This window comes from Achromobacter sp. JD-1, from assembly GCF_038594925.1.
GTDB classification, from domain to species: Bacteria; Pseudomonadota; Gammaproteobacteria; order Burkholderiales; family Burkholderiaceae_B; genus Achromobacter; species Achromobacter spanius_C.
Window position 1 is genome coordinate 99,551 of the sequence record NZ_JBCGCS010000014.1, and the last position, 19,295, is coordinate 118,845.

Consider the following 19,295-nt stretch of genomic DNA (forward strand, 5'->3'; position numbering starts at 1 on the left):
AAGCATTACCTTGCCGCCTGGCGCCCTTTTTTCACCCTGAACCGGGGCGAGCAGCCCCAGCGCCCCCCCTTAGAACGACATTTCAGGCGAGGGCGCGGCGGGCGCCTTGGACTCCTCCGGCAGTTGCGCCACGGTGGCGTCCGTGGTGAGGATCAGGCCGGCGATGGACGCCGCGTTCTGCAACGCGGTGCGCGTCACCTTGGTGGGGTCGATCACGCCCAGTTCCACCAGGTCGCCGTAGTTGCCGGTGGCCGCGTCGTAGCCATGGTTGCCCTTGCCTTCCAGCACCTTCGCCACAATCACCGAGGGCTCGTCGCCCGCGTTGGTGACGATGGCGCGCAACGGCGCCTCCAGCGCGCGCAACACGATGCGGATGCCTGCGTCCTGATCGGCGTTGGCGCCTTTCAGGCCGTGGATGGCCGTGCGCGCCCGCAACAACGCCACGCCGCCCCCGGGCACAATGCCCTCTTCCACGGCGGCACGCGTGGCGTGCAGCGCGTCGTCCACGCGGTCCTTCTTCTCTTTCATCTCGACCTCGGTGGCGGCGCCCACCTTGATCACGGCAACCCCGCCGGCCAGCTTCGCCACGCGTTCCTGCAGCTTTTCGCGGTCGTAGTCGCTGGTGGCTTCGTCCACCTGCTTGCGCAGCACCGCCACGCGCGCTTCGATATCCGCCTGCTTGCCCGCGCCGCCGATAATGACGGACGCTTCCTTGCGCACTTCCACGCGCTGCGCGCCGCCCAGCTGTTCCAGCGTGGTCTTTTCCAACTGCATGCCGGTCTCGTCCGAGATCACGGTCGCGCCCGTCAGGATGGCGATATCTTCCAGCATCGCGCGGCGGCGGTCGCCAAAGCCGGGGGCCTTTACCGCCACCACTTTGAGCACGCCGCGAATCGAGTTCACGACCAAGGTGGCCAGCGCTTCGCCGTCCACATCCTCGGCCACGATCATCAAGGGCTTGCCCGCCTTGGCGGCAATTTCCAGCACCGGCAACAGATCGCGGATGTTCGAGATCTTCTTGTCATGCAGCAGCACCAGCGGCTCGTCCAGTTGCGCCACCTGCTTCTCGGGGTCGGTCACGAAATACGGGCTAAGGTAGCCGCGGTCAAACTGCATGCCTTCGACCACATCCAGCTCGTTGTCCAAGGACTTGCCGTCTTCCACCGTGATGACGCCTTCGCGGCCGACCTTGTCCATGGCCTGGGCAATGATCTGGCCGATGGTCTCGTCGGAATTGGCCGACAAAGACGCCACCTGCGCAATTTCCTTGCTGGTCGAGATGGGCTTGGAAAGCGCTTTCAGATTTTCCACCACGGCCTGCACGGCCTGATCCACGCCGCGCTTCAGGTCCATGGGGTTCATGCCCGAGGCCACGTACTTCATGCCCTCTTGCACGATGGCCTGCGCCAGCACGGTGGCGGTGGTGGTGCCATCGCCCGCCACGTCGGCCGTCTTCGACGCTACCTGCTTGACGATCTGGGCGCCCATGTTTTCGAACTTGTCCTTCAGTTCGATTTCCTTGGCGACCGACACGCCGTCCTTCGTGATCGTCGGCGCGCCGAAGCTGCGTTCCAGCAGCACATTACGGCCCTTGGGTCCCAGCGTGACCTTGACGGCGTCGGCCAGAATGTTGACGCCCTTCACCACGCGGGCGCGCGCGTTGTCGTGAAATTGAATGTCCTTGGCACTCATTTCTAAGGCTCCTGATATGTCTATGTCTTTGGAAGACTCCTGATACCGGCTCGGGCAGCGGCGTCAAGCCGCTTTCTTCAACGTGTCGCGGGCGGGTTCCAGCACCGCCAGCACATCGTCTTCCCGCATCACCAACAGCTCCTGGCCGTCGACTTTCACGGTTTGCCCGGCGTACTTGCCGAAGAGGACGTGGTCACCCACCTTCAGTTGCAGCGGCTGCACGGCGCCGTCGCGACCGACCTTGCCGCTACCGACCGCCACGACTTCGCCCTGCTCGGGCTTTTCCGCCGCGGAATCGGGAATCACGATGCCGGATGCGGTCTTGCGTTCCTGTTCGATGCGCTTGACGATTACCCGGTCATAGAGGGGACGGATCTTCATGACTCAATCTCCTGAACAATACAGATCACCAAACACTGCGCCTCGCGGGCGCGCATCAGGATTTATGGGCAGACCCGCGCGGCTTCAAGACCCGCAAATTGCATCAAATTGCATCAACGAAGTGGCTCACCAGAGACCCAGATGCCGACCGCCTTTCCCAGCCGAAAAGTCACGCGCTTTTGCAGCTTGGCGGTGGGCGAGGCATGCACGGGACGGGGCTGCGAACGCCCTCCTTCAGCATCCACGGTGGCATCATCCGCGTCCGTCTGATTCCAGATGCCGTTCTTGCGCGGCCGGAACATCCACCGCAGATACCCCTTCCGGGCAGCCAGTTCCATCAGCGCCGAGTGATCGGGCGCTTCCAGCGCGACGCGTTCCTGCCCGCCGGGCAGATCGGAATAGTCGGCAAAGGCCCGCCGGCAGGCCACGGCTTCTTCCAGCGGCGCATTCAGGCGGCACCAACCGGGATGCGCCACGCGCTCCACGTCCCAAGCGCCCAAGCGCCATCCGGCTTCCAACACGGCTTCGTCGATTTCAGCCACGTCATTCCAGCGCTGGTTCAGTTGCAAGGCCGACGCCGCCACCGACCGCAGTGGCTGCGCAATCGCCGTCCTGTCGGGCTTGAAGCCGTGCCAGTGCAGCGTCAACAAAATAGGCGTGTCGGACTTTTGCACCGCGCTGGCGCTGACCGCGTATAGCGGCAGGCCCAGCGCGGCGATATGCGTGCGGATAGTCGTGAAGATGTCCATGAGATCTCCGTTATCGAAAAGCGGATTTCGCGTGGGGGCATGCCCATCGAACAAACATGCCTGACGAATTTATCGCTTCTTGAAATGGTGCTCAAGCGTAGAGAAAATGCCGGGACATCCAGACGACTATCGCGGCAAGCTACGTGTCGGCCTTGGCTTGTTGCGCTCGATACTCAGGCACGGCGAGGCCGCCGACGCCCCAGTTTTCCATATCCACTTCGTCTATCACCACGAAGGTCGACGCTCGCGGCTTGCCCAACACGTCAAACAGCAGATCACTGACGCCTTTGATCAGCGCTCGCTTCTGTTCGGGCGTTGTGGCCGTCGCGCCGGGCGCGGTGCCCTCACGAGTAACTTTGATATTTACGTAGGGCATGTTGTTCTCCTTTGAACTTGGCCTTGCCACGGAATCAGTGCTTTGGCGGCGATGTTGACGGTCAAGCGCCCGCCACCTGGCCACCATCGACATGCAGGATTTCGCCAGTCACAAAGCCGGCGTCCCCCCGATACATTACCGCCTGCGCGATATCGGCGATGTCGCCCAAACGCTTCATGGGATGCAATCCCACCCACGCCTGATGCGTTTTGGGCGCATGCATGGGCGTCTTGATGACGCCGGGCGACACCGCCGTTGACGCGGATATTCCGGGTGGAAGCCCCGCCGCCCCCGCGTGAAATCGTGCTGCTTACACGCCGACAGGACCGCAAGGACGCGCCCATCCAGACGGTAGTGGACTACCTGCCCGAGATGTTTGGCGATAACAAGGCGTTGTTTGAAACCTGACGTTGAAACCTGCATTGAAGCCTGCGTTGCAGCCTAAAAAAATCCGCAATTTTTCCCGCCGGCCTGATTGAAGAAATCAATCAAACCCGTCTCTTGAAACCTGCAAACCCGATGCCACATTTGCGCTATGGCGGGGCCGCGCGGCTTATATAAGCCATGCCGTTGAGCCCTACGCCCGTCTGAACCAGACCTTATCGGGAGACGATCATGGCAACGTATCCATTTTTCGATAGCGGCATCAGTTCCGCCCTGGACACCCTGCAACAGCTGGACAAAATCCTGCGGTCCTCGACCGCGCCTTCCAATCTGCGATCCACCGCGCGCGGCGACTTTCCGCCCGTGAACGTGGGCGCCTGCGCCGATTCCATTGAAGTTGTGGCCTTCGTGCCCGGCGTGGACCCTGAAGCGCTTGAGGTCACCATGGAAAAAGGCCTGCTGAGCATTTCCGGCGAACGGCGCGAAGAGGAACCTGCCGGGCAAACCACCCTGTACGCCCGCGAACGCGCGCGTGGCCGCTTCAGCCGCGTGGTGGAACTGCCCAGCGACGCGGATCCCGAGAACATCCAGGCGCGCTACACCGACGGCTGCCTTTGCATCTCGATCGGCAAGCGCGAATCCGCCAAGCCGCGCCTGATTTCCGTCCAATGAACGCACGCTGACGACACAGGAGGACCATCATGGAAGAACGCAACCAACTGGCCGCCACGCGCGGCTCGGAATCCTTGGCCAAGGTCTCGAACGACAGCAACCGCCCCGCCACCCTGCCCGCCGTGGACATCTACGAGAACGCCACCGGCATCACGCTCTTGGCCGACCTGCCGGGCGTGTCCAAGGACAGGCTGTCGATCAAGGTGCAGTCGAACGAACTGCTGATCGAAGGCGAAGCGGCCGTGCAGGTGCCGGCCGAGGTGCGGCTGGTGCACAACGAGCTGCGCGAACCGCTGTTCCGCCGCAGCTTCACGCTGGGCCATGACCTGGACAAGGACAACATCACCGCCAACTTGAAGCACGGCGTGCTGACCTTGCAGATTCCGCGCCTGCGTGAAGCACAGCCTCGCAAAATCTCGGTCACCGTATCGTGATTTGCGAGCGTGCAACCCTGCGCCCGGCACCCGCCGGGCGCATTGACGTTTCAGCGGTCACGAAAGTCTTGTGGTAATCGCGTCCGGTCTTGTGAACATCAAGTGAAGGTCTTGTGGGGAGGCCTTATGGAGCATTCCGTCATTACGCAGTATCGCGGCTACATCCTTAGCGTGCGCGCCGTTCCGTTGCGCGCGCTGGACAAGCCTGGGTCGCTGCCGGCCGGCTTCATTTCGCTGGTGCAGGTGGTGCGATGCACCGACATTCTGGTCGACTGGTGCATGCCTTGCCCGCACACGCCCTGGGAAACCCCCGCCGAGGCGCTGCGCGAAGGCACGCAGTATCTGCAGCGGCTGATCAACACGGGTGCGATCGGGGTCGCGGCGCCCCTGCTTCAGTAGGCGGCAGTTCGCCCATCAAGCGATGCGATAGCGTGCCGCCGCGCTGGCCATCCTGATGTCGCCCAGCAGTGCCTGCCGCGCGCCGTCCAAGGCCTCCCAGCGCGACGCCTCATGCAGCGGCGGGATCGTCACTGCCTCGCGCCGGTCAAAGCCGACCAGCGCGGCGTCCACCAATTCGCCCACGTCCATCACTTCCGGCAGCGCATTGATATCGATGCCCGCGCGTTCCCAGATTTCGGTGCGCGTGGCGGCTGGCAACACGGCCTGCACATAGATGCCGGCGGGCGACAGCTCTTCATGCAAGGCCTGCGACAGGAACAACATATAAGCCTTGGTGGCGCCATAGACCGCCATGCCGAACTGTGGCATGAAGCCCACCACCGACCCCACGTTGACGATAGCGCCCGTGCCGGCTTGCACCAGACGCGGCGCGATGGCGCTGGCCAGCCGCGTTGGGGCCGTCGTGTTCAACGCCACCAGTTGGCCAGCCGCCTGGGGCGTTTGCGCCACAAAGTTGCCCGTCTGCGCGGCGCCCGCGTTGTTGATCAGGATCTGGATACGGGCGTCATCGCGCAGCCTGGCCTCGACGGCTTCGATGTGGTCGTCGCGCGTCAGGTCTGCCACCAGCACGTCGACCGCAACGCCATGGTCTTGCCGTAAGCGCGCGGCCAGCGTGTCAAGCCGGGTTTGGTCGCGCGCGACCAGCACCAGATCATGGCCACGCCGCGCAAAGCGTTCGGCATAGGTTGCGCCAATGCCGGAGGACGCGCCGGTAATCAACACTGTGGAGGGATTCATCTTGCAGCTCTCTTTGTAAGTGGGAACGGACCCCGCCGCGATGCGCAGCGGGTCAAGGGGAGTCAATGCGGCTCAGCGCGGGTCAGCGCACGTCAGCCAAGGCCGGATAGTCGATGTAGCCTTCCGCGCCGCCGCCATAAAGCGTGGCCGGGTCCAACTGCGCCAGCGGCGCGTCCGTCTTCAGGCGCTGGACCAGGTCCGGGTTGGCGATGAACGGACGCCCGAACGCGAACAGGTCGGCATGGCCCTGGGCAAGCTGGGTAGCGGCCAGATCCAGGCCGTAGCCGTTGTTCGCGATATAGGTGTTCTTGAAGCGCCGGCGCAACGAACCATAATCAAACGGCGCCACGTCGCGCGGGCCGCCCGTGGCGCCTTCCACCACATGCAGATAGACCACGCCCAGCGCATTGAGTTGGTCGGCAATGTAGTCGTACTGCGCCTGCGGGTCGCTGCACGAGATGCCATTGGCGGGCGATACCGGCGAGATCCGCACGCCTGTGCGGTCAGCGCCAACCTCTGCGGCCACCGCCTGGACGACTTCAAGCAACAGCCGGGCACGGTTCTGCACCGAGCCGCCGTAAGCATCGTCGCGGTGGTTGGCGCCGTCCTTGGCGAACTGTTCAAGCAGATAGCCGTTGGCGCCGTGGACTTCCACGCCGTCAAAGCCCGCCGCGATGGCGTTGGCGGCCGCCTGCCGAAAATCGTTGACGATGCCGGGCAGCTCGTCCAACGCCAAGGCACGCGGCGTCGACACCGGTACAAAGCCATTGTTCACAAACGTCTTGGTCTCGGCGCGGATGGCGGATGGCGCCACGGGCGCGGCCCCGTTCTCTTGCAAGTCCACGTGCGACACGCGGCCCACATGCCACAACTGCAGAAAGATCTTGCCACCCTTGGCGTGCACGGCTTGCGTCACCTGGCGCCATCCCTCGACCTGCGCGGGCGTGTAGATCCCCGGCGTGTCTTGATAGCCCTGCCCCTGCCGCGAAATCTGCGTTGCCTCGGCAATCAACAAGCCCGCGGAGGCGCGCTGGCTGTAGTACGTGGCGGCAAACCGGCTGGGTACGAAGCCCGCCTCGGCACGGTTGCGCGTCAGCGGCGCCATCACGATGCGGTTGGAAAGCGTCAGGGATCCCAGTTGGTAGGGCTGAAACAAAGCGTTGTCGGTCATGATCGGGTCCATCGAAAAGGGTTGAGCGCCAAGGCCGAAAGTGCGTGCTTGGCCTGTTGCGCTGGCGCTGGATGCGCTAACGGCGTTAATGATGATGATCAACATCTAAATCGTCAAGCACTTTGATGATGATCGACATCAATGTATATTCACGTCCTGGGCACTGCATTGATCAACGAGGCACGCGATGTGGGCCGCGAAGTGAGAAACAACGAATGAGGGACAGCAAATGAGAGTCACCAAGGCGCAGGCGCAGGCCAACCGGGCGCATATCGTCGAGACCGCATCGGCCCTGTTCCGAGAGCACGGCTACGACGGCGTGGGTGTGGCCGAATTGATGGCGGCCGCCGGTTTCACCCACGGCGGCTTCTACAAACACTTTCGGTCCAAGGCCGACCTGATGGCGGAGACCGCCGCGTCGGGGCTGTCGCAATCCCTGGCCATGACGGGCGACATGGACCTGGCCAAGTTCATCAGCGTGTATGTGTCGCGCGCCCACCGCGACGGGCGCAGCGCCGGTTGCACCATGGCCGCCCTGTGCGGCGATGCCGCGCGCCAATCAGACGACGTCAAGGCCACCTTTGCGGCGGGCATCGAAGACATGCTGGCCGTGCTGGGCCGGGACGACGTCGCGCCGCAAGACGCTGACCCGACGCGTGCCCGCGCCAAACGCATCGACTTGCTTGCCCGTGTGGTTGGAGCCGTCGCCTTGTCGCGCGCCTGCCCTGATGATTCCCCGCTGGCCGACGAAATACTGGAGGCCTGTCGCAATGAACTGCTTGCGTCCCTGGCGCCAGAAGCCGCCGCTTAACGTTTCCGTTGTTCTGTGTTCAGTGCCTTGAATTCACCGCCCATCTGATGGAGCCAATGCCCATGCCCCTGCACTACCTGGAAGACCTGAGCCCCGGACAACGCTTCATCGGCACCGCCCGCGTGCGCGTTACCCGCGAACGCATCAAGGCCTTTGCGTCCGAATTCGACCCGCAGCCGTTTCACCTGGACGAAGACGCCGCCAGCAGCACCCTGTTCAAGGGCCTGGCCGCCAGCGGCTGGCACACCGCCGCGCTGACGATGCAGTTGCTGGTCGCCAGCGAATTCAAGCCGGCGGGCGGCATCATTGGCGCCGGCGTGGATGAAATTCGTTGGCCGCAGCCGGTGCGCCCGGACGACGAATTGCGGATAGAAAGCGAAGTGCTGGAAGTGCGGCCATCAAAGACACGGCCCCAGCAAGGCATGGTGAAAGCGCGCACGACCACGCTGAATCAAAACGATGAAGTGGTGCAGATCTTCGTCAGCAATCTGGTGGTGCAGCGTCGCGGGGCGTAAGCGCCAGCGCAAAGTACGCCGCCGCACCGTCATCCTTGGCACGAGTCAGCACGGCACGCAGCGTTACGTTCAGCCAGCTTCCATCCTTGCCACGCAGCTTTGCACTAAACGCCGCGGTGGGCCTGCCATGCAACATTTTCTTCAACCGCGCGCCCCCGTCGGCAAGCACGCTGGCCAGTCCATCGCCCAGTAGTTCTTCTTGTCGGTAGCCCAGCATGCGCGCCAGCGCCGCGTTGGCGGATTCGCAGCGCAGGTCAGCGTCCAACAGCGCCATGCCTTGCGACGTCAGCTCAAACACCGCCTTGAAACGCGCCTGCTGGTCCCGCAGCGATTGCTCGGCCAGCTTGCGCGCGGTGTTATCCATGCTGATGCCCACGACCTTCACGACGCGCCCGTCCAAGTCACGCACGGGCGTGGCGCGCGATGAAATCCAGCGCAGGCCGCCGTCTGGCTGGAACAGCCGAAAGTCGAACTCATGCGCGTTTCCCGTCCGTAGCGATTCTTCGTAGACGGCGTTCATCATGGGCACGTCGTCGGCGTGCACGTGCTTCCAGAAGCTCTCGTTACTGACAATGCGCCAGCCATAAACGGCCTGGACGTTGGACGAGTAACTGACGTCGTCCGTGACCAGGTTCCATTCCCACGTGACGATGCGCGCGCCCTCTTGCGCCAGCTTCATGCGCGCTTCGCTTTCCATGATCTCGGCCATGTAGCGGCGCCGCGTATCGGTCATGGGCATGGCCACCGCGCTTGATGAACCCGCGGCTTCCAGGCCCTGTTCGCCGTAGCGCAGCCAGATCCAGTTGACGTCCAGGAACGCCGCCAGCTTGCGCAGCTTTTCATAGTCAATTTCGCCGCCCTTCGTCCATTTATGAACGGCGGGGCGCGAGACGCTGAGCGCCGTGGCTACGGTCTGCAGCGATAGTTGCTTGTGTTCAAGCAGCTCTTTCAGGCGGAACGCAAAGCTGTCTTCCGTCATGACGCTGTCCTCCTGCGCGCGCAGGGGTAAAAACTGCGCGCCGTTACAAACGCGCCGCGTTCAGATTGATGCTTGTACATAGGCTGGGCTGTACCTACAGTCGCGTTAGTCAATTGTTAGCTAATGGTTAATGTAAACCGTTGGTTAACTCCCAACAAGACACCGTGCGCAACGACGCATCGGAGGAGACAACGTGAAAACATCCGCGCCACGCCGCGACCAGTTCCTGACCCTATGCACGCTTACCGCCGTGCTGCTTACCGTCATCGCCATGGTTCTCTGGCCCACTGAAGCGGCCGCCACGGCCACCGTACTGTTCGACTGGACCACGCGCTCGTTCGGATCAGTGATCCAGGTGTTCGTTTTTGGCTGTGTCATCGCCTGCATCGGGCTGGCATTCAGCAAGTACGGCAACGTACGGCTTGGCGAAGACAAGCCGGAATACTCAACGCTGTCTTGGGTCTTCATGTTCATCTGCGCCGGCATGGGGTCGTCAACCCTGTATTGGGGCGTAATGGAATGGGCCTACTACTACCAGTCGCCGGGGCTTAACGTCGCCGCCGGCTCGCGCGAGGCACTGGAATACAGCATCAGCTATTCCTTCTTCCATTGGGGCCTTAGCGCCTGGGCGGTGTACGCCCTGCCCTCGCTGGCCATGGCGTATCACTTCCATGTACGCAAGAACACGGGCTTGAACCTGGCGTCCATCATCCAGGCCATCACGGGGTTTCGGGCCACGGGTCCGGTCGGCCGCGCAGTGGACCTGATCTTTCTGCTGACCATGTTCGGCGCACTGACGGTGTCCATTGCGCTGACCGCATCGACCTTCACGCGCGGCCTGTCCAGCCTGCTTGGCACGCCCGACACCTTCAGCATGCAAGTCATCGTGATCGTGGGCGTGTCGGCCCTGTTCTCGGCCAGCGCCTATATCGGCATCGCCAGCGGCATGAAGCGGCTTAGCCATATGGTCTGCTGGGGCGCGCTGCTGCTGGCCGCCGCGGTGTTGCTGGTGGGGCCAACCCAGTTTTCCGGCAACAACATCGTCAACGGCCTGGGCCTGATGCTGCAGAACTACATCCGCATGAGCCTCTTCACCGACCCCGCTGGCGACGGCGCCTTCAACCGTGGCTGGACGGTGTTCTATTGGCTGTGGTGGGTGTCGTATTCGCCGGGTGTGGCGATGTTCGTGGCGCGCGTATCCAAGGGCCGCAAGATCAAGGAAGTGATCTACGCGCTGCTGCTGGGCGGCAGCGTCGGCTGCTGGTTCTTCTTCGGCGCGCTGGAAAGCTATTCCATGCACCAGTTCATGTCGGGCGCCATCGACGTGCCCCGCATCCTGAAGGAACACGGTGGCGAAACGGCAGTGGAAATGTTGTTGAACGCGCTGCCCGTCGGCTGGCTATTCCTGGCGCTGTACCTGGCCATCATGATCGTCTTCCTGGCGGCCCACGTGGATGCCGTGGCCTACGCCGTGGCCGCCACCACCACCCGCAACCTGTCCGAAGGCGAAGACCCCAGCCCCACCAGCCGCGTCTTCTGGTGCATTGCGCTGACGCTGGTGCCGCTTGCAATGCTGTTCACCAAGGCATCGCTGGAAACCATGAAAACCGCCGTGGTGCTGACGGCCATCCCCTTCCTGTTCATCCTTGCCATCAAGCTGTTCGGCCTGTTCCGCTGGCTGATACAGGACTACGGCGACACCCCCGCGCACCAGATCGAATCGCCCACCCAACCTGCTTTTGTTACCCGGAGATCATCATGAACCTCATCGCCAAACTACCCGCCAACTTCTGCGCCGACGAAGAAAATGCCTGGACCCTGCCCGCCGCGTACTACACGAAGGACGCCGTGTTCGACTACGAAAAAGAAAAAGTATTCGCCAACGCCTGGATCTGCGTGGCGCACCGCAGCGAACTGGCCGCGCCCAACGACTATGTCACGCGCGAGATCATTGGAGAAAGCATCATTGTGCTGCGCGATCGCGAAGGCGCCTTGCGAGCGTTCTACAACGTTTGCCCGCACCGGGGCCACCAACTGATGCAAGGCAGCGGCCGCGCCAAGAACGTCATCACCTGTCCGTACCACGCCTGGACCTTCAAGCTGGATGGCGAGCTGGCCCTGGCCCGCAACTGCGACAACGTGCCCAATTTCAACCCCGACAAGGCAAGCCTGGTTTCCGTTCGGGTTGAGGAAACCGCCGGCTTCATCTTCATCAACCTGAACCCGGACGCCGGCACCGTTGAAGATCAACTCCCCGGCCTTGCAGCCCGCCTGCGCGCCGCCTGCCCGGTAGTGGATGACCTGCACCTGGCCGCGCGCTTCGTCACGGAAACACCCGCCAACTGGAAGTCCATCGTCGACAACTACCTGGAGTGCTACCACTGCGGCCCCGTACACCCCAGCTTCGCGGACTCCGTCCAGGTGGATAAATACCAGCACACGATGCACGGCAACTGGACACTGCAATTCGGCTTGGCCAAGTCGTCGGAAAAATCTTTCAAGGTGGATCCCTCGGTAAAGGACCCCAGCTTTGCCGGCTTCTGGGCTTGGCCATGCACCATGTTCAACGTACCGCCGGGCGCCGACTTCATGACCGTCATATACGAATTCCCCGCCAGCGCTGGCGTCACGCTGCAGCACTACGAGATCTACTTTCTGAACAAGGAACTCACCGACGAGCAACAGACGCTGGTGGAGTGGTACCGCGACGTGTTCCGGCCCGAAGACCTGCGTCTGGTGGAAAGCGTGCACAAAGGCCTGCAGTCCCGGGGCTATCGTGGCCAGGGCCGCATCATGGTCGACCGCCAGCGCAGCGGCATCAGCGAACACGGTATCGTGCATTTTCATCGCAAGCTGGCAACGGAATACGCAGCGGCGGCGGCTTCTGATATGCCTCGGTCGACGCCGCAACAGGCCCCCGCCTCGGCATGAGCACACAACAGACCTTGCAAGTGCGGGTCGCGCGCATTGAGCGCGTGACCCCGCTGATCAAGCGCTACACGCTGGAAGCCCTGGACGGCGGCGCGTTGCCGCCGTTCACGGGCGGCAGTCACATCATCGTGCAAATGCGCAACGGTGGCCGTCAGGTCAACAACGCCTATTCGCTAATGAGCCCGCCTGGCGCATTAGGCAACTACCAGATCGGCGTGCGGCGCGAAGCGGCATCCCAGGGCGGGTCGGCGTTTTTGCATGACAGCGTGGCCGTGGGCGACACGCTTGCCATCACCCCCCCCCGCAACCTGTTCGCGCTGGATGAGTCGGCTTGCCACCATGTGTTGATCGCGGGCGGCATCGGCATCACCCCATTCATGTCGCAGTTGCACGAGCTGCACCAGCGCGGCGCTTCGTATGTATTGCACTACGCCTTTCGCGCTGACGAACACGGCGCCTTTCGGGATGAGCTGACCCGGCTCTGCGGGGATGGCGCCAGGTTCTATGCGGGCAGCAAAGGCCAGAAGCTGGATCTGGCCGGTTTGCTGGGCGGCATGGACGCTGGCGCGCATGCCTATGTCTGTGGCCCCGGGAAGCTGATCGACGCCGTCCGCCTTACCGCGCAAGCCAGCGGCATTGCATCCGCGCGTGTGCATGCCGAGCAATTCGCCGCACCGAAGCCAACAGGCAGCGCTTTCACCGTGGTGTTGGCCAAGTCCGGCAGGACAGTGGCAGTAGCTGCCGGCGAATCGATCCTGAACGCCATCGAACGCGACAGCACCGTGCCGGTGGAATGCCTGTGCCGCGCAGGCGTGTGCGGCACCTGCGAAACCCGCATTCTGGAAGGCGAAGCCGAACACGCTGATCAGTATCTCAGCCATGCCGAAAAGGCGGCGCAGCAAACGATGCTGATCTGCGTGTCCCGAGCCCGGGGCGGAAGGATCGTGCTTGATTTGTAGGGCTGCGCCGCTAGCGGCCGTGCCGGGTGCGGCTTGCCTTGGCCGGCTTGCTTGGTGCGGAACCTAGAACAACGCCCTTCCCAACGACGCCCCGCCATCCGCATGCAAGGTCTGCCCGGTCATGAACGCAGCATCGTCCGATAGCAGGAACGAAATCACTGCGGCAATCTCATCCGCCAAGCCAATCACATGATGGCCGCCAGCGGCAAGCCGGACCGATAACGCAAGACCGATGCCCTTGCTGGCGCCGGTGACAAGAAAAGTACGAGGCATGGGAGTTCCTTCGCGCTCGCCCTTCAGCGAGCGCTTATCCAGACGAATCAGACAGCGCGGGCGACTGCCTGCGCAATGGCGGGCAACATGTCTGAAGGCTCAGGGCGGCGGGTGTAGTCGGGGTTGACCTCTGCGTAGACAATCGTGCCGTCTTGCGCGACCACGTAGCGAGCCGGCATCGGCAGCGTCCAACTGGCATCGCCATTGAAGGCGGGTAGTTCGTTCTTGAGCGACTTGTACAGATCAACCAGATAGTCCTGTAGCTCAAAGCGCAGGCCGAACGCGGCCGCCACGTCGTTGTGCGAGTCCGACAGAATCGGGAACGTCAGCGAGTTTTGACGCACTGCCTTGCGGCTGTTTGCTGCAAGCTGCGGCGAAATCGCCACCAGGCTTGCGCCCGCCTCTTGGACAGCGGGCAGCGCGGCCTGCAACGCTTGCAAATCCATATTGCAGTACGGGCACCACACACCGCGATAAAACGTCACGACCAAAGGCCCCTGCCGCAGCAGATCGGCGGATGACACGGGCTTGCCCTCGGCATCGTCCAGCGTGAAGGCCGGCATCATGTCCCCCGCCTTCAGGGCGCGTTGCGCCGCGCCGGAATGGATGAGTTCAGCGGTGGCGCGGTGCATGGTCTCGACGACTGCACGCGGCACGTTATAGGGAGGCTGGCCGGCTTCAAAGGCGGCCTTGAAGGTATCGAGCTGTTCCTGGAGCGACATAAGAATTCCTTGGCAAATGAGAGCGTTTTGAGAACACGCATTGGGAGAGCACATTCTGGATGGCGCGCAGCAGGAATGGCAGATACCATTCAGCGATAACACTTATTCCAAAAAGGAATTTCATGGATCGCTTTCAGGCCATGACCACCTTCGTGCGGGTGGTCGAAGCCGGCTCCTTTTCTGGCGCGGCCCGCGTGCTGGGGGTGGGGCAGCCGGCCATCTCCAAAAGCGTGGCCCACCTGGAGCGCCATCTGAACGTGACGCTGTTGCTGCGTTCTACGCACGGGCTGACGCCAACCGAAGCCGGCTTGCGCTTCTACGAGCGCGCCCGCCTTGCCATTCAGGAAGCGGATGAAGCCGACCTGGCCGCGCGCGGCGTGGGCGCCAGCCTGTCCGGGCGGCTACGCATTTCGGCGGCGCCCACGTTCGCCAGCCTGCACGTCATTCCCCACCTGCCGCGCTTTCTGGACGCCAACCCCGGCCTGGACGTGGACGTGGTGCTGGACGATCGCGTCATCGACTTGATTGCCGAGGGCATTGATATCTCGTTGAGAATGGGCGCACTGAACGACTCCAGCGCCGTGGCGCGAAAGTTGGCGTCTTCACCCCGCTCGGTACTGGCCACGACGGAATACCTTTCCCGACACGGCACGCCACGGCTACCCGCTGAGCTGTCCGACCACGAAACAGTGGTGTTCAGCCAGGCGGGCAATGCGTGGAACTTCCAGCGTGATGGCGCCGAGGTGTCGGTGCTGGTCAGAGGCCGGGCAAGGTTCAGCGCGGCTGAAGGCATACGCGCGGCGGTGCTTGCCCACCTGGGCCTGACCATCGCATCCGACTGGATGTTCGCACCGGAACTGGCCGATGGCCGCGTCGTCCGCGTGCTGGAAAACTGGTCGCTTCCCGACATCGACCTTTGGGCCGTATTCCCCACGGGACGCCTGGCCACCGCCAAGGCGCGGCTGTTTGCTGAATTCGTGGAGACGGTGATGCGCGAAAATGGCTGCTTAATACCGCATCCAACCGCCCACTCAACCCTGCCCCCTCAACCCTGCCCCCCATGCCCGATACCCTGCAAGACCTTAGCCAGCAACAACGCGAATTTGCCCAAGCCCGCAATTGGGAGCAGTTCCATTCCCCCAAGAACCTGGCGTCCGCGCTGATCGTGGAAGCGGCAGAATTGCTTGAACATTTCCAGTGGCTGACCGAAGAACAAAGCCGCGCGCTTTCCCCAGAAAAACTTGAAGCGGTGGGCAGCGAGATCGCCGATGTGCTGCTTTACCTGATCCAGATCAGCAATGTGCTGGGCATCGACCCCGTGAAAGCCGCGCAGGCGAAGATTCCGTTGAACGCACAGAAGTACCCCGTCGACCGCGCTCGGGGTAGCAGCAAGAAATACGATGAGCTTTGAGTGCTTGGCCAAGACAGCATCGTTCATGCCATCTTGATCTGCGATGTTTAACCGCGGATCATTCGACGATGGGTGACGGGTCCCGATCCTCGAACGCGGACTGCACGGCCTCGATAACGCGCAAGGCCCGTATCTTGTCGTCGAGTACCGGGTACTCCTTCGCGAGTTTGCCCGAGATGCGCCACCCGTGTTCCTTGATCGAGCGGATCATGCGTACAGCGTCCGCGTCCGGCATCTCCAGTACGTCCTTTGGTAATTCAAAAAAAACGATAACGGAATACTGTCACACATCGCCGGACAATGCACCAAGAACAGCGTGCATCGCAATTAAGACGCACGCTTGCGCGCCCTCTTCAGCGCATCCCTCCCGACCCCAGAATCACCTCGCCCGTTACCCACCCCGCCTCGTCGGACGCCAGGAACGCGACGATCGACGCAATATCCTCAACTTTTCCGACGCGGCCCAGCGGCGTCTGGCCCACATTCCACGCCTCGAAGTCCGAACCCATCACGCCAGCGGCATGAGTGCCTTCGGTTTCGATCAGGCCGGGGTTGACCGCGTTGACGCGGATGCCTCGGGGCCCAAGTTCGCGCGCTAGCACACCGGTGATGGCGTCAATGGCTCCCTTGGTGCCTGTGTAGATGGCGCTCTCGGCGGGCAACACACTCGTCACGTTGGAACTGATATTGATGATGCTGCCGCCCTGGCCCAGATGCCGCGCGGCGGCGCCCGCCACCAGCAGCGTGCCCAGCACATTGATGTCGAACTGCTGACGGTAGAGCGCTTCGGTGGTGTCTTCGATCTTGGCGAACTGGTAGATGCCGGCGTTGTTCACCACGATGTCCAGCCGCCCGAAGTGCTTGATGGCCGACCCGACCATCGCCTCGACGTCCGCCTGCTGGGTGACGTCCGCGCCCACCGCCACCGCCCTGCCGCCAGCGGCTTCGATGTCGGCCACCACCTTGTCCGCGCCGCCCCGGCTTGAGGCGTAATTGACGATGACCTTCGCGCCGTCGGCCGCGAGTTGGCGCGCGATGCCGGCGCCAATGCCTTTCGATGCGCCCGTTACCAGGGCGACTTTATCTTTCAATTTGCTCATGTCTTGAGAACCCAGAATCGGCTGGCCCAACGTGGACCAGCTCGGCTAAGCCGCCATGGTGATCTCAATAAAACTGTTTGCGAACTGCCATTCCTGCATATTTTTCGTACGTTTTTGTACGGATCCACGGATGGTGGATTGCGGGTTGCGGATGACTTATTGCGGCGGCAGCAGCGCCGCGAAGCGCTTGCGGTATTCCGCGGGCGTCACGCCGACATGCCGCGCAAACGCCCGACGCAACACATCCGCATCGGCAAACCCGCAACGCGCCGCAACCTGCTTGGGTGCCGCTTGCCCTTGCTCCAGCAGGCGACGCGCCGCGTTCACTCGTGCCTCTTCGACCCAGCTTGCGGGCGTGATGCCGATCTCGCTACGGAACAGCCGCGCAAAGTGCCGGGGGCTGAGGTTCATGCGCTCGGCCAGGCTTGCCACGCTGTGGTTTAACTCGGGATTGGCGGCGACCCAGCGCTGAAGCTCCTGCAACGCCGCCCTGCCCACGGGCGCGGCTTCGCTTTTACGGCTGAACTGCAGTTGTCCGCCGGGCCGCTTGAAAAACATGACGAGTTGGCTTGCGACTTTAAGGGCGATCTCACGCCCAAGGTCTTCTTCCACCAGGGAAATGGCCAGGTCCAGGCCGGCCGTAACACCGGCGGCGGTACGCAGCGGACCATCACTGATGTGGATCGCGTCCTGGTCAACCGTGACGTCCGGGAATTGTTCGGCCAGGCGCTCGGCAACCGCCCAGTGTGTGGTGACGCGCTTGCCACTCAGCAACCCGGCTGCCGCCAGAAAGAACGCCCCGCTGCACACGGACCCGAAGCGCCTTGCCTTGGGCGCGCGACGCCTTAGCCAGTCCACCACCACGCCGCGAGCCGGCACATCAGCCGCGTTCGGGCAGCCGGCAACGAGCAGTGTGTCGACCGGTTCGTCCGCGTCGCGCCCGATGGTGCGATCAGCCATCAAGCGGACGCCGGAAGAACTGCGGATGGGGCCGGATCCGCCCGCGACCACCAGCAACCGGTACACCTCGCGCCCGGCCTGCACGTTTGCTTCGGCAAAGACGTCCAGCGGGCCGGATACATCCAGCAGTTGCACCCCTGGCAACGCCAGCACCATGATCGTTTTGACCTTATCTCGCGCCATGGCCGCCTTGATCTTTAAATGGCTGAAATCGACGTGTTCCGCCTATTGTTGCCATGCTAGCACGGCCCTATTCTTGATTGAACCCACTCAACCAAGGAGGAAGCTGATGTCCATCATCCACGAAGCCGCCATTCCCGATTCGACCCTGGCGCGCGCCATCACTGAATTCATCCGCGACACCGAGACGCCACTGCTCTTCAACCATTCAAGCCGCGTCTATCACTTTGGTGCGTTGGCTGGCGTGAAGCGCGGCCTGACCTTCGACCGCGAGCTGCTCTATGCCGGCGCCATGTTCCATGACATCGGTCTGATGCCCAGCCATAGCAGCCAGGACGAGCGCTTCGAGGTGGACGGCGCGCACGCCGCCCGCTCGTTTCTCAAGAGCCACGGCATATCGGAAGAGGACGCGTACACGGTGTGGACCGCCATCGCGCTCCACACCACGCCCGGCGTACCGCAGCACATGCACCCCGTCGTTGCGCTGGTGACCGCCGGCGTCGAAATGGACGTGCTTGGCCTCACCTACCATCAATACTCGGACGCGGAACGCGAGGCCGTCGTCCGCGCTTTCCCCCGCACGCCCCGGTTCAAGGAAGACATCATCCAGGCGTTCTACGACGGCATCAAACACAAGCCCGACACGACCTTTGGCAACGTCAAGGCCGACGTCATCGCCGACAAAGCGCCGCACTTCCACCGTGGCAACTTCTGCAGCGTGATCCGTTGCTCACACTGGCACGGTTGAGCGGCTTTACGTCGATCTTCCGCCCAATCAACGGGCCGGGCTGGCGTCATCAAGCAACGCCAGCGCGGGCCGCACCAGGCCACGGAGCAACTCCGGTTCCGGTCGCGAACGCGCCAGCACGCGCAGACCCATCAGCAAGCCAAGCAGCATGCGCGCAAGATCCTCCGCCGACTGCGTGGCGTTGATGGCGCCGGCTGCTTGGCCCGCCTGCACGCAGCGCAGGAAGAATGCCTCCATATCCCGCAGCACAAGCGCCAGCGCCTGCTGGAATTCGGCATCGTGCGGAGACAGCTCCAGCGCCGAATTCACAATCATGCAGCCCTTGCGCTGCTCGTCCGCCAGAGATAGCTCAATGATCTCGTCAAAGAACGCGCCGATGGCCTCGCGAGGCGTCAATTGCGATTCAAAACGCCTGACCCGTTCACAAAAGCCGCGCTCAACATAATGCGCGAGCGCCCGCTGGTACAAGCCGCGCTTGTCGCCAAACGTGTTGTACAGGCTGGGGCCTACGATACCCATGGCGGCGGCCAGATCGCGCACCGACGTGGCTTCATAGCCGCGCGACCAGAAGCATTCGATGGCCGCATCAAGCGCCGCCGCTTCGTCAAACTGCCTGGGGCGCGCCATGTGGGCTCCTCAGCGGCTGCGTC

Annotated in this window: 26 protein-coding genes and 1 pseudogene; 12 read left to right on the forward strand and 15 right to left on the reverse strand. The window is 62.9% G+C overall.

Annotated features, from left to right (window positions below):
• Window positions 1–69: 69 nt before the first annotated feature.
• The 5 genes from groL to WBR68_RS20840 form a co-directional block, all read right to left on the reverse strand.
• A complete protein-coding gene (groL, locus tag WBR68_RS20820) occupies window positions 70–1,692 on the reverse strand; it encodes a chaperonin GroEL (protein ID WP_230695139.1) in 1,623 nt (540 codons plus the stop codon).
• 63 nt (window positions 1,693–1,755) lie between these two features.
• On the reverse strand, window positions 1,756–2,073 hold the full coding sequence (groES, locus tag WBR68_RS20825; RefSeq protein WP_050446697.1) for a co-chaperone GroES: 318 nt from the start codon (window positions 2,071–2,073) through the stop codon (window positions 1,756–1,758).
• A 113-nt stretch (window positions 2,074–2,186) separates the two neighbouring features.
• Window positions 2,187–2,822: a diguanylate cyclase gene (locus WBR68_RS20830; protein ID WP_127184806.1), complete on the reverse strand. Its 636-nt coding sequence runs from the start codon at window positions 2,820–2,822 to the stop codon at window positions 2,187–2,189.
• A gap of 139 nt (window positions 2,823–2,961) precedes the next feature.
• Window positions 2,962–3,198 carry a tautomerase family protein gene (locus WBR68_RS20835; protein WP_050446699.1) on the reverse strand — a complete coding sequence of 79 codons (237 nt, stop codon included), beginning with the start codon at window positions 3,196–3,198 and terminating at the stop codon, window positions 2,962–2,964.
• A 61-nt stretch (window positions 3,199–3,259) separates the two neighbouring features.
• Window positions 3,260–3,421, reverse strand: coding sequence for an SDR family oxidoreductase (locus WBR68_RS20840; protein ID WP_230695140.1), 162 nt, complete (start codon window positions 3,419–3,421; stop codon window positions 3,260–3,262).
• A 50-nt stretch (window positions 3,422–3,471) separates the two neighbouring features.
• Here WBR68_RS20840 and WBR68_RS20845 point away from each other — a divergent pair, with 50 nt between their 5' ends.
• The 4 genes from WBR68_RS20845 (at window position 3,472) to WBR68_RS20860 (ending at window position 5,087) form a co-directional block, all read left to right on the forward strand.
• On the forward strand, window positions 3,472–3,606 hold the full coding sequence (locus WBR68_RS20845; RefSeq protein WP_255696172.1) for a hypothetical protein: 135 nt from the start codon (window positions 3,472–3,474) through the stop codon (window positions 3,604–3,606).
• Between the two features lie 207 nt (window positions 3,607–3,813).
• Entirely contained in the window at window positions 3,814–4,254 is a 441-nt protein-coding gene (locus WBR68_RS20850; protein WP_050446701.1) for an Hsp20/alpha crystallin family protein, read from the forward strand.
• Between the two features lie 29 nt (window positions 4,255–4,283).
• Window positions 4,284–4,688: an Hsp20/alpha crystallin family protein gene (locus tag WBR68_RS20855; RefSeq protein WP_230695141.1), complete on the forward strand. Its 405-nt coding sequence runs from the start codon at window positions 4,284–4,286 to the stop codon at window positions 4,686–4,688.
• 126 nt (window positions 4,689–4,814) lie between these two features.
• Complete coding sequence (locus WBR68_RS20860; RefSeq protein WP_230695142.1) at window positions 4,815–5,087, forward strand: hypothetical protein; 273 nt, start codon at window positions 4,815–4,817, stop codon at window positions 5,085–5,087.
• Window positions 5,088–5,102: 15 nt separating this feature from the next.
• On the opposite strand, the gene WBR68_RS20865 is transcribed toward WBR68_RS20860, so the two are convergent.
• Together WBR68_RS20865 and WBR68_RS20870 are read right to left on the reverse strand one after the other, a co-directional pair.
• Complete coding sequence (locus WBR68_RS20865) at window positions 5,103–5,885, reverse strand: SDR family NAD(P)-dependent oxidoreductase (protein WP_230695143.1); 783 nt, start codon at window positions 5,883–5,885, stop codon at window positions 5,103–5,105.
• 82 nt (window positions 5,886–5,967) lie between these two features.
• The gene (locus tag WBR68_RS20870; RefSeq protein ID WP_050446742.1) at window positions 5,968–7,056 is read right to left on the reverse strand and encodes an alkene reductase; all 1,089 of its coding nucleotides are present in this window, start codon (window positions 7,054–7,056) and stop codon (window positions 5,968–5,970) included.
• Window positions 7,057–7,285: 229 nt separating this feature from the next.
• Here WBR68_RS20870 and WBR68_RS20875 point away from each other — a divergent pair, with 229 nt between their 5' ends.
• Both WBR68_RS20875 and WBR68_RS20880 read left to right on the forward strand, forming a co-directional pair.
• Window positions 7,286–7,867: a TetR family transcriptional regulator gene (locus tag WBR68_RS20875; protein ID WP_050446705.1), complete on the forward strand. Its 582-nt coding sequence runs from the start codon at window positions 7,286–7,288 to the stop codon at window positions 7,865–7,867.
• Window positions 7,868–7,929: 62 nt separating this feature from the next.
• On the forward strand, window positions 7,930–8,382 hold the full coding sequence (locus WBR68_RS20880) for a MaoC family dehydratase (protein WP_050446743.1): 453 nt from the start codon (window positions 7,930–7,932) through the stop codon (window positions 8,380–8,382).
• On the opposite strand, the gene WBR68_RS20885 is transcribed toward WBR68_RS20880, so the two are convergent.
• The gene (locus WBR68_RS20885; protein ID WP_050446706.1) at window positions 8,348–9,361 is read right to left on the reverse strand and encodes a PAS domain-containing protein; all 1,014 of its coding nucleotides are present in this window, start codon (window positions 9,359–9,361) and stop codon (window positions 8,348–8,350) included. The genes WBR68_RS20880 and WBR68_RS20885 overlap by 35 nt on opposite strands.
• A gap of 193 nt (window positions 9,362–9,554) precedes the next feature.
• Here WBR68_RS20885 and WBR68_RS20890 point away from each other — a divergent pair, with 193 nt between their 5' ends.
• From WBR68_RS20890 to WBR68_RS20900, 3 genes are read left to right on the forward strand one after another with little or no spacing between them, the layout of a single operon-like run.
• Complete coding sequence (locus WBR68_RS20890; protein WP_127184811.1) at window positions 9,555–11,123, forward strand: BCCT family transporter; 1,569 nt, start codon at window positions 9,555–9,557, stop codon at window positions 11,121–11,123.
• Window positions 11,120–12,292 carry an aromatic ring-hydroxylating oxygenase subunit alpha gene (locus WBR68_RS20895; protein WP_230695144.1) on the forward strand — a complete coding sequence of 391 codons (1,173 nt, stop codon included), beginning with the start codon at window positions 11,120–11,122 and terminating at the stop codon, window positions 12,290–12,292. The genes WBR68_RS20890 and WBR68_RS20895 overlap by 4 nt, the downstream gene beginning before the upstream one ends.
• Complete coding sequence (locus tag WBR68_RS20900; RefSeq protein WP_230695145.1) at window positions 12,289–13,251, forward strand: PDR/VanB family oxidoreductase; 963 nt, start codon at window positions 12,289–12,291, stop codon at window positions 13,249–13,251. Before WBR68_RS20895 ends, WBR68_RS20900 begins: the two co-directional genes overlap by 4 nt.
• A gap of 63 nt (window positions 13,252–13,314) precedes the next feature.
• On the opposite strand, the gene WBR68_RS20905 is transcribed toward WBR68_RS20900, so the two are convergent.
• The 3 genes and pseudogenes from WBR68_RS20905 to WBR68_RS20910 all read right to left on the reverse strand — a co-directional run bounded on the left by WBR68_RS20905 (window position 13,315) and on the right by WBR68_RS20910 (window position 14,246).
• Window positions 13,315–13,440: an SDR family oxidoreductase gene (locus WBR68_RS20905; RefSeq protein ID WP_370641260.1), complete on the reverse strand. Its 126-nt coding sequence runs from the start codon at window positions 13,438–13,440 to the stop codon at window positions 13,315–13,317.
• Window positions 13,426–13,524 (reverse strand): annotated as a pseudogene (locus tag WBR68_RS31515) (SDR family oxidoreductase); the annotation flags it as partial. The pseudogene WBR68_RS31515 and the gene WBR68_RS20905, both read right to left, overlap by 15 nt.
• Window positions 13,525–13,571: 47 nt before the next feature.
• Window positions 13,572–14,246 (reverse strand): peroxiredoxin-like family protein, encoded by a 675-nt coding sequence (locus WBR68_RS20910; protein WP_230695146.1) that lies wholly within the window; start codon window positions 14,244–14,246, stop codon window positions 13,572–13,574.
• Between the two features lie 122 nt (window positions 14,247–14,368).
• Between WBR68_RS20910 and WBR68_RS20915 the strand changes: the two genes are divergently transcribed.
• Both WBR68_RS20915 and WBR68_RS20920 read left to right on the forward strand, forming a co-directional pair.
• Window positions 14,369–15,409 (forward strand): LysR family transcriptional regulator, encoded by a 1,041-nt coding sequence (locus WBR68_RS20915; protein WP_342490511.1) that lies wholly within the window; start codon window positions 14,369–14,371, stop codon window positions 15,407–15,409.
• Window positions 15,307–15,657 (forward strand): nucleotide pyrophosphohydrolase, encoded by a 351-nt coding sequence (locus tag WBR68_RS20920; protein ID WP_050446713.1) that lies wholly within the window; start codon window positions 15,307–15,309, stop codon window positions 15,655–15,657. Before WBR68_RS20915 ends, WBR68_RS20920 begins: the two co-directional genes overlap by 103 nt.
• A 58-nt stretch (window positions 15,658–15,715) precedes the next feature.
• On the opposite strand, the gene WBR68_RS20925 is transcribed toward WBR68_RS20920, so the two are convergent.
• The 3 genes from WBR68_RS20925 to WBR68_RS20935 all read right to left on the reverse strand — a co-directional run bounded on the left by WBR68_RS20925 (window position 15,716) and on the right by WBR68_RS20935 (window position 17,900).
• Window positions 15,716–15,868: a hypothetical protein gene (locus tag WBR68_RS20925; protein WP_157055396.1), complete on the reverse strand. Its 153-nt coding sequence runs from the start codon at window positions 15,866–15,868 to the stop codon at window positions 15,716–15,718.
• A 142-nt stretch (window positions 15,869–16,010) separates the two neighbouring features.
• Complete coding sequence (locus tag WBR68_RS20930) at window positions 16,011–16,757, reverse strand: glucose 1-dehydrogenase (protein ID WP_230695147.1); 747 nt, start codon at window positions 16,755–16,757, stop codon at window positions 16,011–16,013.
• Window positions 16,758–16,913: 156 nt separating this feature from the next.
• Window positions 16,914–17,900, reverse strand: a complete 987-nt coding sequence (locus WBR68_RS20935) for a GlxA family transcriptional regulator (protein ID WP_230695148.1) — start codon at window positions 17,898–17,900, stop codon at window positions 16,914–16,916.
• Between the two features lie 106 nt (window positions 17,901–18,006).
• Between WBR68_RS20935 and WBR68_RS20940 the strand changes: the two genes are divergently transcribed.
• On the forward strand, window positions 18,007–18,645 hold the full coding sequence (locus WBR68_RS20940) for an HD domain-containing protein (protein WP_230695149.1): 639 nt from the start codon (window positions 18,007–18,009) through the stop codon (window positions 18,643–18,645).
• A 27-nt stretch (window positions 18,646–18,672) separates the two neighbouring features.
• On the opposite strand, the gene WBR68_RS20945 is transcribed toward WBR68_RS20940, so the two are convergent.
• Window positions 18,673–19,272, reverse strand: a complete 600-nt coding sequence (locus WBR68_RS20945) for a TetR/AcrR family transcriptional regulator (RefSeq protein ID WP_230695150.1) — start codon at window positions 19,270–19,272, stop codon at window positions 18,673–18,675.
• Window positions 19,273–19,295: the final 23 nt, after the last annotated feature.

Coding starts and splice junctions, on each gene's coding strand:
- groL (WP_230695139.1), bottom strand. CDS start 1,692: ATGAGTGCCAAGGACATTCAATTTCACGACAACGCGCGCGCCCGCGTG.
- groES (WP_050446697.1), bottom strand. CDS start 2,073: ATGAAGATCCGTCCCCTCTATGACCGGGTAATCGTCAAGCGCATCGAA.
- WBR68_RS20830 (WP_127184806.1), bottom strand. CDS start 2,822: ATGGACATCTTCACGACTATCCGCACGCATATCGCCGCGCTGGGCCTG.
- WBR68_RS20835 (WP_050446699.1), bottom strand. CDS start 3,198: ATGCCCTACGTAAATATCAAAGTTACTCGTGAGGGCACCGCGCCCGGC.
- WBR68_RS20840 (WP_230695140.1), bottom strand. CDS start 3,421: ATGCATGCGCCCAAAACGCATCAGGCGTGGGTGGGATTGCATCCCATG.
- WBR68_RS20850 (WP_050446701.1), top strand. CDS start 3,814: ATGGCAACGTATCCATTTTTCGATAGCGGCATCAGTTCCGCCCTGGAC.
- WBR68_RS20855 (WP_230695141.1), top strand. CDS start 4,284: ATGGAAGAACGCAACCAACTGGCCGCCACGCGCGGCTCGGAATCCTTG.
- WBR68_RS20860 (WP_230695142.1), top strand. CDS start 4,815: ATGGAGCATTCCGTCATTACGCAGTATCGCGGCTACATCCTTAGCGTG.
- WBR68_RS20865 (WP_230695143.1), bottom strand. CDS start 5,885: ATGAATCCCTCCACAGTGTTGATTACCGGCGCGTCCTCCGGCATTGGC.
- WBR68_RS20870 (WP_050446742.1), bottom strand. CDS start 7,056: ATGACCGACAACGCTTTGTTTCAGCCCTACCAACTGGGATCCCTGACG.
- WBR68_RS20875 (WP_050446705.1), top strand. CDS start 7,286: ATGAGAGTCACCAAGGCGCAGGCGCAGGCCAACCGGGCGCATATCGTC.
- WBR68_RS20880 (WP_050446743.1), top strand. CDS start 7,930: ATGCCCCTGCACTACCTGGAAGACCTGAGCCCCGGACAACGCTTCATC.
- WBR68_RS20885 (WP_050446706.1), bottom strand. CDS start 9,361: ATGACGGAAGACAGCTTTGCGTTCCGCCTGAAAGAGCTGCTTGAACAC.
- WBR68_RS20895 (WP_230695144.1), top strand. CDS start 11,120: ATGAACCTCATCGCCAAACTACCCGCCAACTTCTGCGCCGACGAAGAA.
- WBR68_RS20900 (WP_230695145.1), top strand. CDS start 12,289: ATGAGCACACAACAGACCTTGCAAGTGCGGGTCGCGCGCATTGAGCGC.
- WBR68_RS20910 (WP_230695146.1), bottom strand. CDS start 14,246: ATGTCGCTCCAGGAACAGCTCGATACCTTCAAGGCCGCCTTTGAAGCC.
- WBR68_RS20915 (WP_342490511.1), top strand. CDS start 14,369: ATGGATCGCTTTCAGGCCATGACCACCTTCGTGCGGGTGGTCGAAGCC.
- WBR68_RS20920 (WP_050446713.1), top strand. CDS start 15,307: ATGCCCGATACCCTGCAAGACCTTAGCCAGCAACAACGCGAATTTGCC.
- WBR68_RS20925 (WP_157055396.1), bottom strand. CDS start 15,868: ATGATCCGCTCGATCAAGGAACACGGGTGGCGCATCTCGGGCAAACTC.
- WBR68_RS20930 (WP_230695147.1), bottom strand. CDS start 16,757: ATGAGCAAATTGAAAGATAAAGTCGCCCTGGTAACGGGCGCATCGAAA.
- WBR68_RS20935 (WP_230695148.1), bottom strand. CDS start 17,900: ATGGCGCGAGATAAGGTCAAAACGATCATGGTGCTGGCGTTGCCAGGG.
- WBR68_RS20940 (WP_230695149.1), top strand. CDS start 18,007: ATGTCCATCATCCACGAAGCCGCCATTCCCGATTCGACCCTGGCGCGC.
- WBR68_RS20945 (WP_230695150.1), bottom strand. CDS start 19,272: ATGGCGCGCCCCAGGCAGTTTGACGAAGCGGCGGCGCTTGATGCGGCC.